At 51.9% G+C, this 13468-nt stretch carries 14 protein-coding genes; all 14 read left to right on the forward strand.

The genetic code is table 11. The features are described from left to right. The first annotated feature begins 104 nt into the window (after positions 1–104). The 14 genes from truC to nuoK all read left to right on the forward strand — a co-directional run bounded on the left by truC (position 105) and on the right by nuoK (position 13466). Positions 105–821, forward strand: coding sequence for a tRNA pseudouridine(65) synthase TruC (truC, locus tag ACTHTY_RS03830; RefSeq protein ID WP_440366526.1), 717 nt, complete (start codon positions 105–107; stop codon positions 819–821). Between the two features lie 97 nt (positions 822–918). Further along, entirely contained in the window at positions 919–2022 is a 1104-nt protein-coding gene (gene prfB / locus ACTHTY_RS03835) for a peptide chain release factor 2 (protein ID WP_003681666.1), read from the forward strand. A gap of 200 nt (positions 2023–2222) precedes the next feature. Further along, positions 2223–3680 (forward strand): oligopeptide:H+ symporter, encoded by a 1458-nt coding sequence (locus ACTHTY_RS03840; protein ID WP_440366527.1) that lies wholly within the window; start codon positions 2223–2225, stop codon positions 3678–3680. 333 nt (positions 3681–4013) lie between these two features. Next, a complete protein-coding gene (locus ACTHTY_RS03845) occupies positions 4014–4370 on the forward strand; it encodes an NADH-quinone oxidoreductase subunit A (RefSeq protein ID WP_003686600.1) in 357 nt (118 codons plus the stop codon). After that, positions 4361–4843, forward strand: a complete 483-nt coding sequence (locus tag ACTHTY_RS03850) for a NuoB/complex I 20 kDa subunit family protein (protein WP_002215610.1) — start codon at positions 4361–4363, stop codon at positions 4841–4843. The genes ACTHTY_RS03845 and ACTHTY_RS03850 overlap by 10 nt, the downstream gene beginning before the upstream one ends. A 12-nt stretch (positions 4844–4855) precedes the next feature. Further along, positions 4856–5449, forward strand: a complete 594-nt coding sequence (locus tag ACTHTY_RS03855; RefSeq protein WP_002216335.1) for an NADH-quinone oxidoreductase subunit C — start codon at positions 4856–4858, stop codon at positions 5447–5449. Beyond that, positions 5439–6695 carry an NADH dehydrogenase (quinone) subunit D gene (gene nuoD / locus ACTHTY_RS03860; protein WP_049332998.1) on the forward strand — a complete coding sequence of 419 codons (1257 nt, stop codon included), beginning with the start codon at positions 5439–5441 and terminating at the stop codon, positions 6693–6695. Before ACTHTY_RS03855 ends, nuoD begins: the two co-directional genes overlap by 11 nt. Continuing rightward, entirely contained in the window at positions 6695–7168 is a 474-nt protein-coding gene (gene nuoE / locus ACTHTY_RS03865) for an NADH-quinone oxidoreductase subunit NuoE (RefSeq protein WP_003747873.1), read from the forward strand. The genes nuoD and nuoE overlap by 1 nt, the downstream gene beginning before the upstream one ends. A gap of 57 nt (positions 7169–7225) precedes the next feature. Continuing rightward, a complete protein-coding gene (gene nuoF, locus ACTHTY_RS03870; RefSeq protein WP_003676995.1) occupies positions 7226–8521 on the forward strand; it encodes an NADH-quinone oxidoreductase subunit NuoF in 1296 nt (431 codons plus the stop codon). Between the two features lie 58 nt (positions 8522–8579). Continuing rightward, positions 8580–10841, forward strand: a complete 2262-nt coding sequence (gene nuoG / locus ACTHTY_RS03875) for an NADH-quinone oxidoreductase subunit NuoG (RefSeq protein ID WP_440366528.1) — start codon at positions 8580–8582, stop codon at positions 10839–10841. Between the two features lie 2 nt (positions 10842–10843). Further along, on the forward strand, positions 10844–11920 hold the full coding sequence (nuoH, locus tag ACTHTY_RS03880; RefSeq protein WP_002216340.1) for an NADH-quinone oxidoreductase subunit NuoH: 1077 nt from the start codon (positions 10844–10846) through the stop codon (positions 11918–11920). 81 nt (positions 11921–12001) lie between these two features. Further along, the gene (gene nuoI, locus ACTHTY_RS03885) at positions 12002–12481 is read left to right on the forward strand and encodes an NADH-quinone oxidoreductase subunit NuoI (protein ID WP_070837200.1); all 480 of its coding nucleotides are present in this window, start codon (positions 12002–12004) and stop codon (positions 12479–12481) included. 11 nt (positions 12482–12492) lie between these two features. Further along, positions 12493–13164, forward strand: a complete 672-nt coding sequence (locus tag ACTHTY_RS03890; protein WP_049323662.1) for an NADH-quinone oxidoreductase subunit J — start codon at positions 12493–12495, stop codon at positions 13162–13164. Beyond that, entirely contained in the window at positions 13161–13466 is a 306-nt protein-coding gene (nuoK, locus tag ACTHTY_RS03895) for an NADH-quinone oxidoreductase subunit NuoK (protein WP_004519135.1), read from the forward strand. Before ACTHTY_RS03890 ends, nuoK begins: the two co-directional genes overlap by 4 nt. Positions 13467–13468: the final 2 nt, after the last annotated feature.

The following is a 13468-nucleotide window of genomic DNA, read 5'->3' on the forward strand; positions in this document are numbered from 1 at the left end:
CCCGAAAGGGGCGGGCCGTCTGAAAGTTGGGTTTCGGCGGCAAGTGTACCTGCCACATTTTCAAAAGCCCGTTACAATATCTGCTTTTATTCAACTGCTCCGCCATGCTCGATATTATCCACCGCAACAGCCGCATCATTGCCATCAACAAACCTGCCGGAATGCTGGTACACCGAAGCTGGTTAGACAAACACGAAACCCGTTTTGCCGTGCAGACCCTGCGCGACCAAATCGGGCAGCACGTCTATCCCGTCCACCGCCTCGACCGCCCGACTTCCGGCGTCTTGCTGTTTGCCCTCGATACGGAAGCTGCACGGTTATTGACGCAGCAGTTTGAAAACAAAACCATCGAAAAAACCTATTGGGCGATTGTTCGCGGTCATCTGCCTTCAGACGGCCTGATTGATTACGCCCTCAAATATATGCCCGACAAAATTGCCGAAGCGCAGACCGAAGCGACTTTGCAGGAAGCGCAAACCGCCTACCGCTGTCTGGCACAAACCGAGTTGCCGTTCCAATCCGCCCTGCGTTACCCGACCTCGCGTTATTCGTGGGCCGAACTCACGCCGCACACCGGCCGCAAACACCAACTCCGCCGCCATATGAAACACATTTTCCACCCCATCGTCGGCGACACCAACTACGGCGATTTGCGCCAAAACCATGCCGTTGCCGAACATGTTGGCACGCAACGCCTGATGTTGCACGCGCAGAGCCTCAGTTTTCAAAGCATAGAAGACGGTAGTCGGATTATCGTACAAGCGCCGATAGACAACGACTGGCGGCTTTGGATGGAAAAATTCAAAACCGAGGCCGTCTGAAAATCCAAACTGCACATTTTCAGACGGCCCGGTCATGGAAAAAAACAGGCAAATCCCTTACAATACGCCCCTAAAATTTTGAAAGAACACAAGAATCATGGAAGCCGAAGTAATCAACCAGCTTAACAACACCCTAAACGACTTGGAGAAGCGCAGCGAAGACATCCGCGTCTATATGGACTATCAAGGCAAAAAAGACCGCCTTGAAGAAGTCGTCGGCCTCTCCGAAGACCCGGAACTCTGGAACGACCCCAAACGCGCCCAAGAAATCGGCAAAGAGCGCAAAATCCTCGAAGGCATCGTGGTGACGCTCGACAACATCGCCACAGGTATCGAAGACAACCGTATGCTGATTGAAATGGCTGTCGAAGAAAACGACGAAGAAGGTTTCGCCGCCGTACAGGAAGATGTGGCCGGTTTGGAAAAACAAATGGCCGACCTCGAATTCAAACGAATGTTCAACCAGCCTGCCGACCCGAACAACTGCTTTATCGACATCACCGCAGGCGCAGGCGGTACCGAAGCCGAAGACTGGGCAGGTATGCTGTTCCGCATGTACAGCCGCTACGCCGAGCGCAAAGGCTTCAAAATCGAAATCCTTGAAGAAGACGACGGCGAAATCGCGGGCATCAACCGCGCCACCATCCGCGTGGAAGGCGAATACGCCTACGGCTTGCTGCGTACCGAAACCGGCGTCCACCGCTTGGTGCGCTACTCGCCGTTTGACTCCAACAACAAACGCCATACGTCGTTCTCATCCGTGTTTGTTTATCCCGAAATCGACGACTCCATCGAAATTGAAATCAACCCTGCCGATTTGCGTATCGACACTTACCGCGCATCCGGTGCAGGCGGTCAGCACATTAACAAAACCGACTCCGCCGTGCGTATTACCCACGAGCCGACAGGGATTGTGGTTCAATGTCAAAACGACCGTTCTCAACACGCCAACAAAGCCGCCGCAATGGAAATGTTGAAATCCAAACTGTACGAATTGGAAATGCGCAAACGCAACGAAGAGAAACAGGCGTTGGAAGAAGGCAAGTCCGATGTGGGTTGGGGCAGCCAAATCCGTTCGTACGTCTTGGACTCTTCACGCATTAAAGACCTGCGTACAGGCTACGAAGTCGGCAACACCAAAGCCGTATTGGACGGCGATTTGGACGGCTTCATCGAAGCCAGCCTGAAACAAGGTGTGTAAACCGTAAGAGATAAACAGGCCGTCTGAAAGGTTTCAGACGGCATTTTTCAGTTTGAAAGAAACATTATTTTGCAAATATTAAAACATGTTTTGCAAATGCAAAGATTGGCGGTAATATATAGTTTCTATAAAAATGATTGGTAGGTGCAATAGGCCGTCTGAAGCCTGAGCCTGTCCGATATATTAGGAGAACTTATTAAATGTCCGGTCAAAAGCTGTCTTCTGCCGAGAAAACTTTCTTCGGCCATCCTTTGCAATTATCCACCCTATTCCATATTGAGCTGTGGGAACGTTTTTCCTTCTACGGTATGCAGGGCATCCTGCTGATTTATCTGTATTACGCCGCGAATCAAGGCGGTTTGGGTATGGATAAGGCTTTGGCCGGCGGTATTGTTGGCGCATACGGCGGCAGCGTTTACCTGTCCACCATTCTCGGCGCATGGTTGGCCGACCGCATTTGGGGCGCGGAACGTACCCTGTTTATTGCCGGTATCGTCGTGATGACCGGCCATATTTTATTGGCGATTGTGCCGGGCTTGATGGGATTGTTGTTGGGCTTGGTGTTTATCGCGCTGGGCAGCGGCGGCGTGAAATCGTCTGCCGGTTCGATGGTCGGCTCTTTGTATGAACGGGACGACCTGCGCGAATTGCGCGATGCCGGTTTCTCTATTTTCTATATTTCCATCAATATCGGCGGTTTCTTAGGCCCTTTGTTGACCGGTATTTTGCAAGACGGAATGGGATTCCATTACGGTTTCGGCGCGGCGGCCGTCGGTATGGCGTTTGGCCTGCTGTGGTATTCGCGCGGCCGTAAAAACCTGCCGCATACGCCGGCTCCCAATCCGTTGCGTCCTGAAAAGGTACAGACCGCCATGGCTGTCGGCGTGTTGCTGGTTTTGGTGTTGGGCAGCGTGATTGCTTCCGGTGCGCTCAATCTTGAGAACTTTTCACGCTGGCTTTTGGGCGTGGTCATTATCACCGTTATCGCTTATTTTACACGCCTGCTGGGCAGTAGTCAGGTTGAGGCAGCCAATAAACGTTACATCATGGCCTATATTCCGCTGTTTTTGACCATTTGTATGTTCTGGGCGGTTTGGTTTCAGGTGTACACCGTTGCAACGGTTTATTTTGACGAAACGGTTGACCGTACTTTCTTCGGCTTTACCGTGCCTGTTTCATGGAAAGACTCGATACAGGCCATGTGGGTGGTTCTCTTTTCCGGCGTGATGGCCGCGGTGTGGACGAAAATGGGCAAACGCCAACCTAAAACGCCGTTGAAATTTGCGCTGGCCATGTTGATAACCGGCGTCTCTTATTTGTGTTTCATTCCGTATATTTCATCCGGAACCCCGATGCCGATTATCGTGTTTATGCTGGTGTTGCTGGCAATTACGATAGGTGAGTTGATGCTGTCGCCGATTTCGTTGTCGTTCTCCACCAAAATCGCACCGAGCATGTTTAAAACACAAATGGTTGCGTTGAATTTCTTAGCATTGTCCATCGGCTTTACCTTGGGCGGAGTGTTGTTTAAAGACTACTACAATGCTCAGTCGCCATTGGATTTCTACTGGATGCTGGCCACCATCGGCGCGGTAACCTGCGGTATCCTGTTGGTACTCGCCCCGGTATTGAACCGCATGCTCAAAGGTGTCGATTGATTTTTCCATTTAAATGGATGTGATGTACGCAGGCCGTCTGAAAAGAATCAGTTTTCAGACGGCCTGATGTTTTTATTGAGGTTTGGAAAAGGGCGGTTTCCATATTTTTGAAGTAAATCGGACATGAGGAAAATCCGAATTAAATGATACATGATTAAACTGAAATTAAAATTGTGAAATATTAAATAAGAATAAGAATTGTTCTCATAACTTTATTGAATTTATTGAGGTTTTTTTGCTGATTTGCTGATATTTACCTTTAAATGGCTTTTGAAATTCGATAAAATGGTAATCTATTTTTAAGATTTGTCTGTCAACCAGTTAGGTACGACCATGTTGGCCAGTTATTTTCCCGTCCTCGTATTCATCCTCGTCGGCCTTGCGGCCGGCGTGCTGTTTATTTTGCTCGGCACAATTTTAGGCCCGAAACGTCACTATGCCGAAAAAGACGCGGCTTACGAATGCGGTTTTGAAGCCTTTGAAAACGCAAGGATGAAGTTCGACGTACGCTATTACCTCGTCGCCATCCTCTTTATCCTGTTTGATTTGGAGGTCGCGTTCATGTTGCCGTGGGCAGTCGTGTTCAAAGATTTGGGCGCGTACGGCTTTTGGTCTATGCTGGTGTTTATCGTTGTTCTGACGGTAGGCTTTATTTACGAATGGAAAAAAGGTGCGCTGGAATGGGAATAGAAGGCGTTTTGAAAAAAGGTTTCATCACCACCAGCGCGGATACGGTGTTGAACTATATGCGTACCGGTTCATTGTGGCCGGTTACTTTCGGCTTGGCCTGTTGCGCCGTGGAAATGATGCATGCAGGTATGGCGCGTTATGACCTTGACCGTTTCGGCATCATTTTCCGTCCGTCCCCACGTCAGGCTGACCTGATGATTGTGGCGGGTACGCTCACCAACAAAATGGCGCCTGCACTGCGCCGCGTGTACGACCAGCTTGCCGAGCCGCGCTGGGTATTGTCTATGGGTTCGTGTGCTAACGGCGGTGGCTATTATCATTATTCTTATTCCGTTGTGCGCGGTGCCGACCGCGTCGTGCCGGTAGACGTTTATGTGCCGGGTTGTCCGCCGACTGCGGAAGCCCTGATTTACGGCCTGATTCAGCTCCAACAAAAAATCAAGCGCACTTCCACCATCGCGCGTGACGAGTAAGGAGAGGACGATATGGCAAGCATTCAAAACTTATACGAGACCGTCGTCGGCGTGCTTGGCGATCAGGCAAGCAAAGTCATTTCAGCTTTGGGCGAGATTACCGTCGAGTGTCTGCCCGAACACTATATTTCAGTCATGACCGCATTGCGCGACCATGAAGAGTTGCATTTCGAGCTTCTGGTTGACTTGTGCGGTGTCGATTACAGCACTTACAAAAACGAAGTATGGCAGGGCAAACGCTTTGCCGTCGTCAGTCAGCTGCTTTCCGTTAAAAACAATCAACGCATCCGCGTACGCGTCTGGGTTTCAGACGACGACTTCCCCGTGGTCGAATCCGTAGTCGATATTTACAACAGCGCGGATTGGTACGAGCGCGAAGCCTTTGATATGTACGGCATCATGTTCAACAACCACCCGGACTTGCGCCGCATTCTGACCGATTACGGCTTTGTCGGACATCCGTTCCGCAAAGACTTCCCGATTTCCGGCTATGTGGAAATGCGTTACGACGAAGAGCAAAAACGCGTGATTTACCAACCTGTTACCATTGAGCCGCGCGAGATCACGCCGCGTATCGTCCGTGAGGAGAACTACGGTGGCCAATAAATTAAGAAACTACACCATCAACTTCGGCCCGCAACACCCTGCGGCGCACGGCGTATTGCGTATGATTTTGGAGTTGGAGGGCGAAACCATCGTCCGTGCCGATCCGCACATCGGCCTCCTGCACCGCGGTACTGAAAAACTGGCTGAAACCAAAACCTATCTGCAAGCCTTGCCCTATATGGACCGCTTGGACTACGTTTCCATGATGGTCAATGAGCAGGCGTATTGTTTGGCAGTAGAAAAACTTGCCGGTATCGATGTGCCTATCCGCGCCCAGTATATTCGCGTGATGTTTGCCGAAGTAACGCGCATCCTCAATCACTTGATGGGCATCGGTTCGCACGCCTTCGACATCGGCGCGATGACCGCCATCCTTTACGCCTTCCGCGACCGAGAAGAGCTGATGGACTTGTACGAAGCCGTTTCCGGCGCGCGTATGCACGCAGCCTACTTCCGTCCCGGCGGCGTTTACCGCGACCTGCCCGACTTCATGCCTAAATACGAGAGCAGCAAATTCCGCAACGCCAAAGTATTGAAGCAGCTCAACGAATCCCGCGAAGGCACCATGCTCGACTTTATCGACGCCTTCTGCGAACGTTTCCCGAAAAACATCGACACACTCGAAACCCTCCTGACCGACAACCGTATTTGGAAACAGCGTACCGTCGGCATCGGCGTTGTCACTCCTGAGCGCGCCATGCAAAAAGGTTTTACCGGCGTGATGTTGCGCGGTTCCGGCGTGGAATGGGACGTTCGTAAGACACAGCCTTACGAAGTGTACGACAAAATGGATTTCGACATCCCAGTCGGCGTCAACGGCGACTGCTACGACCGTTACCTCTGCCGTATGGAAGAAATGCGTCAATCCGTACGCATCATTAAACAATGTTCCGAGTGGTTGCGTGTCAATCCGGGCCCGGTCATTACCACAAACCACAAATTCGCTCCGCCCAAACGTACCGAAATGAAAACAGGTATGGAAGACCTGATTCACCATTTCAAACTTTTTACCGAAGGTATGCACGTTCCTGAGGGCGAGACCTATACCGCTGTCGAACATCCGAAAGGCGAGTTCGGCGTTTACATCATTTCAGACGGCGCAAACAAACCCTACCGCCTGAAAATCCGCGCACCCGGCTTCGCCCACCTGCAAGGCATGGACGAAATGGCAAAAGGCCACATGCTGGCCGACGTCGTTGCCATCATCGGTACGCAGGACATCGTATTCGGGGAGGTTGACCGATAATGTTATCCGCAGAATCCTTAAAACAAATTGATATTGAGTTGGCAAAATATCCTGCCGACCAACGCCGCTCTGCCATTATGGGCGCATTGCGTATTGCCCAGACCGAAAAAGGCTGGCTTGCTCCCGAGACCATCGCCTTTGTTGCAGACTATATCGGCATCTCGCCAGCACAAGCCTACGAAGTCGCTACCTTCTACAATATGTACGACCTTGAGCCTGTCGGCAAATACAAACTGACCGTTTGTACCAACCTGCCCTGCGCCCTGCGCGGCGGTATGGCTACCGGCGAATACCTGAAGAAAAAACTCGGTATCGGCTACGGCGAAACCACCCCTGACGGCAAATTTACCCTTGTCGAAGGCGAATGCATGGGCGCATGTGGCGATGCTCCGGTCATGCTGGTCAACAACCACAGTATGTGCAGCTTTATGACCGAAGAAGCGATTGACAAGAAACTTGCCGAACTGAAATAAAAGGCCGTCTGAAAACAACGGCTGCAACCGATACGAAAACGAACAGGCACACCAAAAATGGCTATTTACCAATCAGGCGTGATTTTTGACCAAGTGGATACCGCCAATCCCGATTGCTGGACATTGGACGAATACGTCAAACGTGGCGGTTATACCGCCCTGCGTAAAATCCTGTCCGAAAACATCTCGCAAACCGATGTGATTGACGAAGTCAAAACCTCCGGTTTGCGCGGTCGTGGCGGTGCGGGCTTCCCGACCGGTTTGAAATGGAGCTTTATGCCCCGTTCCTTCCCGGGCGAAAAATATGTGGTTTGCAACACTGACGAAGGCGAGCCGGGTACATTTAAAGACCGCGACATCATCATGTTCAATCCTCATGCCCTGATTGAAGGCATGATTATTGCTGGTTACGCGATGGGTGCGAAAGCCGGCTACAACTATATCCACGGCGAAATTTTTGAAGGCTACCAACGTTTTGAGGCCGCTTTGGAGCAGGCGCGTGCCGCAGGCTTTTTGGGTAAAAATATTCTGGGTTCGGATTTTGAATTTGAACTCTTCGCCCACCACGGCTACGGCGCATATATTTGCGGCGAAGAAACCGCATTGCTCGAATCGTTGGAAGGCAAAAAAGGCCAGCCGCGCTTTAAGCCGCCATTCCCTGCTTCGTTCGGCCTGTACGGCAAACCGACTACCATCAACAATACCGAAACGTTCTCCTCCGTCCCCTTCATTATCCGCGACGGCGGACAGGCATTTGCCGATAAAGGTATTCCGAATGCAGGCGGTACCAAATTGTTCTGTATTTCTGGTCATGTCGAGCGTCCGGGCAACTATGAAGTGCCATTGGGTACGCCGTTTGCCGAAGTTCTGAAAATGGCGGGTGGTATGCGCGGCGGTAAAAAACTTAAAGCCGTTATTCCCGGCGGTTCGTCCGCGCCCGTGTTGCCTGCCGATATCATGATGCAGACCAATATGGACTATGACTCGATTTCCAAAGCCGGCTCGATGCTGGGTTCCGGTGCGATTATCGTCATGGACGAAGACGTGTGCATGGTGAAAGCCCTTGAACGCCTGAGCTACTTCTACTACGACGAGTCTTGCGGCCAATGTACCCCCTGCCGCGAAGGTACGGGCTGGCTTTACCGCATCGTCCACCGCATTGTAGAAGGCAAAGGCCGCATGGAAGACTTGGATCTGCTGGATTCTATCGGTAACCAAATGGCAGGCCGCACCATCTGCGCCCTTGCCGATGCCGCCGTCTTCCCTGTCCGCAGCTTTACCAAGCATTTCCGTGATGAGTTTGTGCATTACATCGAACACGGCGGACCGATGAAACCGAATAAGTGGTGCTAAGTTTTCAGACGGCCTCTAAAAGAATTATTTATTAAATACCCGTAACTAGGAACGAACCATGTTACAAATCGAAATCGACGGCAAACAGGTATCTGTGGAGCAGGGCGCGACGGTGATTGAAGCCGCGCACAAGCTCGGTACTTATATCCCGCATTTCTGTTACCACAAAAAACTTTCCATCGCCGCCAACTGCCGTATGTGTTTGGTGGACGTGGAAAAAGCCCCCAAACCTCTGCCCGCCTGTGCCACGCCGGTTACAGACGGCATGATTGTGCGTACGCATTCGGCAAAAGCCCGAGAGGCGCAAGAAGGCGTGATGGAGTTCCTGCTCATCAACCATCCGCTTGATTGTCCGACCTGCGACCAAGGCGGCGAATGCCAGTTGCAGGATTTGGCGATGGGCTACGGCAAAACCACCAGCCGTTATACCGAAGAAAAACGTTCTGTCGTCGGCAAGGACATGGGTCCTTTGGTTTCCGCCGAGGAAATGAGCCGTTGTATCCACTGTACCCGTTGCGTTCGTTTCACTGAAGAAATCGCCGGCGTGCAAGAAATCGCTATGGCCAACCGCGGCGAACATTCCGAGATCATGCCTTTTATCGGTAAAGCAGTGGAAACCGAATTGTCAGGCAACGTCATCGATTTGTGCCCTGTCGGCGCATTGACCAGCAAACCGTTCCGCTTCAACGCGCGTACTTGGGAGCTGAACCGCCGCAAATCCGTTTCCGCCCATGATGCTTTGGGCAGCAACCTGATTGTGCAAACCAAAGACCATACCGTCCGCCGCGTGTTGCCGTTGGAAAACGAAGCGATTAACGAATGTTGGCTGTCCGACCGCGACCGTTTCGCCTACGAAGGCCTGTATCACGAAAGCCGTCTGAAAAACCCGAAAATCAAACAGGGCGGCGAGTGGATGGATGTGGATTGGAAAACCGCGTTGGAATATGTCCGCAGCGCGATTGAATGTATCGCCAAAGACGGCAACCAAAATCAAGTCGGCGTTTGGGCCAATCCGATGAATACGGTTGAAGAGCTGTATCTGGCCAAAAAACTCGCCGACGGCTTGGGTGTTAAAAATTTTGCCACCCGTTTGCGCCAACAAGACAAACGTCTTTCAGACGGCCTTAAAGGTGCGCAATGGTTGGGACAAAGTATCGAATCTTTGGCTGACAACGATGCCGTATTGGTAGTCGGCGCGAACTTGCGCAAAGAACAGCCGCTCCTGACCGCCCGCCTGCGCCGCGCCGCCAAAGACCGTATGGCCTTGAGCGTATTGGTCAGCAGCAAGGAAGAATTGTTTATGCCGCTTCTGTCTCAAGAAGCCGTACATCCCGACGAGTGGGCAGGCCGTCTGAAAAAACTGTCTGCCAATGCGGAACATGCCGTTACCGCCAGCCTGAAAAACGCTGAAAAAGCAGCGGTTATTTTGGGCGCGGAAGTGCAAAACCATCCTGATTACGCCGCCATTTATGCCGCCGCGCAAGAGCTGGCAGACGCGACCGGCGCAGTGCTGGGCATTTTGCCACAAGCCGCCAACAGCGTTGGTGCGGACGTATTAGGTGTGAACTCTGGCGAGAGCGTTGCCGAAATGGCAAGCGCACCGAAACAGGCAGTCTTGCTGCTCAACGTCGAGCCTGAAATCGATACGGCGGACGGCGCAAAAGCCGTAGCCGCGTTGAAACAGGCGAAAAGCGTGATGGCGTTTACACCGTTTGTCAGCGAAACGCTGCTGGACGTGTGCGACGTATTGTTGCCGATTGCGCCGTTTACCGAAACCTCGGGCAGCTTCATCAATATGGAAGGCCGTCTGCAATCTTTCCACGGCGTGGTACAAGGCTTCGGCGATTCGCGTCCGATGTGGAAAGTGTTGCGCGTATTGGGCAACCTGTTTGACCTGAAAGGCTTTGAATACCACGATACCGCTGCGATTCTGAAAGATGCGCTGGATGCGGAAAGTCTGCCGTCCAAACTGGATAACTGCAGCACATGGACAGTGGAGGGCGTTCAGACGGCCTCAAACCGCCTCGTCCGTGTCGGCGGCGTCGGTATTTATCACACTGATTCTATCGTACGCCGTTCCGCACCGTTGCAAGAAACCAGCCATGCCGCCGTGCCTGCTGCGCGTGTAAATCCGAACACATTGGCACGCTTGGGCCTGCAAGACGGACAAACCGCTGTCGCCAAACAAAACGGCGCAAGCGTATCGGTTGTAGTCAAAGCCGATGCCGGACTGCCTGAAAACGTGGTGCATCTGCCGCTGCATACCGAAAATGCCGCGCTGGGTGCGTTGATGGACACTATTGAACTGGCGGGAGCTTGATCATGCAAGAATGGTTCCAAAACCTCTTTGCCGCAACGCTCGGTCTGGGCGATTTGGGTATCACCGTAGGTTTGGTGGTATCCGTTATCGTCAAAATCGTGATTATCCTGATTCCGCTGATTCTGACCGTTGCCTACCTGACATATTTCGAACGTAAAGTCATCGGCTTTATGCAGCTTCGTGTCGGCCCGAACGTAACCGGCCCGTGGGGTCTGATTCAGCCGTTTGCCGACGTTTTCAAACTCTTGTTTAAAGAGGTAACCCGTCCGAAGCTGTCAAACAAAGCCCTGTTCTACATCGGCCCGATTATGTCGCTCGCCCCGTCTTTCGCGGCATGGGCAGTGATTCCGTTTAACGAAGAATGGGTGCTGACCAACATCAATATCGGCCTTTTGTACATCCTGATGATTACCTCGCTGTCGGTTTACGGCGTGATCATCGCAGGCTGGGCTTCCAACTCCAAATATTCGTTCTTGGGCGCAATGCGTGCTTCCGCACAAAGCATTTCCTATGAGATTGCCATGAGTGCCGCGCTGGTGTGTGTCGTAATGGTATCGGGCAGCATGAACTTCTCCGACATCGTTGCCGCACAAGCCAAAGGTATTGCCGGCGGCTCGGTATTCTCTTGGAACTGGCTGCCGCTCTTCCCCATCTTCATCGTCTATCTGATTTCCGCCGTTGCCGAAACCAACCGCGCGCCGTTTGACGTGGCAGAGGGTGAGTCTGAAATCGTTGCCGGTCACCACGTCGAATATTCCGGCTTCGCATTCGCGCTGTTCTTCCTTGCTGAATACATTTTCATGATTCTGATTGCCGCGCTGACATCGCTGATGTTCCTCGGCGGCTGGTTGTCTCCGTTCCCACAAAGCTGGGGCTTTATCGGCACGCCTTCCGCATTCTGGATGTTCGTGAAAATGGCAGCGGTGCTGTACTGGTATCTTTGGATCCGTGCAACTTTCCCACGCTACCGTTACGACCAAATCATGCGTTTGGGCTGGAAAGTACTGATTCCGATCGGCTTTGCCTACATCGTGATTTTGGGCGTGTGGATGATTTCACCGCTGAACTTGTGGAAATAAGTTTCAGACGGCATCTTGAGGCCGTCTGAACAAAGCGATTTTGAATACCTAACGAAATCCCTGATTTGAGGGAACATAAATATGGCTAACTTAGTAAAAACCTTTCTGCTTGGCGAATTGGTAAAAGGCTTGGGCGTAACGCTCAAAAACTTTTTTGCCCGCAAAGACACAATTTATTTCCCCGAAGAGAAAACGCCGCAATCCGTGCGTTTCCGCGGCCTGCACGCGCAACGCCGTTATCCGAACGGCGAAGAGCGCTGTATTGCGTGTAAATTGTGTGAGGCAGTTTGTCCGGCAATGGCGATTAACATCGAATCGGAAGAACGCGAAGACGGCACCCGCCGCACCAAGCGTTACGACATCGACCTGACCAAGTGCATCTTCTGCGGTTTTTGCGAAGAGGCCTGCCCGACCGATGCGATTGTGGAAACCCATATTTTTGAATACCACGGCGAGAAAAAAGGCGACTTGCACATGACCAAGCCGATTCTTTTGGCCATTGGCGACAAATACGAACCCGAAATCGCCAAACGCAAAGCCGCTGACGCGCCGTATCGTTAAGGAGCAGACGAATGACTTTTTCCGCAATTCTGTTCTATATCCTTGCCGCCATCGTTTTGTACGGTGCGGTTCGTACCGTTACCGCTAAAAACCCTGTGCACGCCGCTTTGCATTTGGTGCTGACCTTCTGCGTGAGCGCGATGATTTGGATGCTGATGCAGGCCGAATTCTTGGGTGTGACGCTGGTAGTGGTTTACGTCGGCGCCGTGATGGTGTTGTTCCTGTTCGTCGTGATGATGCTGAATATCGACATCGAAGCCATGCGCGCCGGTTTCTGGCGTCATGCGCCGGTTGCCGGCGTGGTCGGCACATTGTTGGCGGTTGCCCTGATCCTGATTTTGGTCAACCCGAAAACCGACCTGGCCGCATTTGGTCTGATGAAAGACATTCCGGCCGATTACAACAATATCCGCGATTTGGGTAGCCGTATTTATACTGACTACTTGTTGCCGTTTGAGTTGGCGGCGGTATTGTTGCTGTTGGGTATGGTAGCCGCGATTGCATTGGTTCACCGCAAAACTTTCAATCCGAAACGTATGGATCCTGCAGACCAAGTTAAAGTACGTGCCGACCAAGGCCGTATGCGCTTGGTAAAAATGGAAGCTGTGAAACCGCAAAAAGAATTTGTTGAAGAGAGCGAAGTTTCAGACGGCCTCAAGCCGGAAGGGGAGGGCAAAGCATGATTACCTTGACGCATTATCTGGTATTGGGTGCGCTCCTGTTCGGTATCAGCGCAATGGGTATCTTTATGAACCGCAAAAACGTGCTGGTATTGCTGATGTCCATCGAGCTGATGCTCTTGGCGGTAAACTTCAACTTTATCGCCTTCTCGCAATATTTGGGCGATACTGCCGGACAAATTTTCGTATTCTTCGTACTGACCGTTGCCGCTGCCGAATCTGCCATCGGTTTAGCGATTATGGTGCTGGTGTACCGCAACCGACAAACAATCAACGTTGCCGATTTGGATGAGTTGAAAGGGTAATC

Origin of the sequence: Neisseria sp. P0019.S002 (assembly GCF_051957155.1) — a bacterium.
In the GTDB taxonomy this organism is placed as follows: domain Bacteria; phylum Pseudomonadota; class Gammaproteobacteria; order Burkholderiales; family Neisseriaceae; genus Neisseria; species Neisseria perflava.

Bases quoted from the DNA above. Each gene is read 5' to 3' on its own strand.
- ACTHTY_RS03845 (WP_003686600.1), top strand. From the start codon at position 4,014: ATGTTGGCCAGTTATTTTCCCGTCCTCGTATTCATCCTCGTCGGCCTT.
- nuoG (WP_440366528.1), top strand. From the start codon at position 8,580: ATGTTACAAATCGAAATCGACGGCAAACAGGTATCTGTGGAGCAGGGC.
- prfB (WP_003681666.1), top strand. From the start codon at position 919: ATGGAAGCCGAAGTAATCAACCAGCTTAACAACACCCTAAACGACTTG.
- nuoE (WP_003747873.1), top strand. From the start codon at position 6,695: ATGTTATCCGCAGAATCCTTAAAACAAATTGATATTGAGTTGGCAAAA.
- nuoF (WP_003676995.1), top strand. From the start codon at position 7,226: ATGGCTATTTACCAATCAGGCGTGATTTTTGACCAAGTGGATACCGCC.
- ACTHTY_RS03855 (WP_002216335.1), top strand. From the start codon at position 4,856: ATGGCAAGCATTCAAAACTTATACGAGACCGTCGTCGGCGTGCTTGGC.
- ACTHTY_RS03840 (WP_440366527.1), top strand. From the start codon at position 2,223: ATGTCCGGTCAAAAGCTGTCTTCTGCCGAGAAAACTTTCTTCGGCCAT.
- ACTHTY_RS03850 (WP_002215610.1), top strand. From the start codon at position 4,361: ATGGGAATAGAAGGCGTTTTGAAAAAAGGTTTCATCACCACCAGCGCG.
- ACTHTY_RS03890 (WP_049323662.1), top strand. From the start codon at position 12,493: ATGACTTTTTCCGCAATTCTGTTCTATATCCTTGCCGCCATCGTTTTG.
- nuoK (WP_004519135.1), top strand. From the start codon at position 13,161: ATGATTACCTTGACGCATTATCTGGTATTGGGTGCGCTCCTGTTCGGT.
- nuoH (WP_002216340.1), top strand. From the start codon at position 10,844: ATGCAAGAATGGTTCCAAAACCTCTTTGCCGCAACGCTCGGTCTGGGC.
- nuoI (WP_070837200.1), top strand. From the start codon at position 12,002: ATGGCTAACTTAGTAAAAACCTTTCTGCTTGGCGAATTGGTAAAAGGC.
- truC (WP_440366526.1), top strand. From the start codon at position 105: ATGCTCGATATTATCCACCGCAACAGCCGCATCATTGCCATCAACAAA.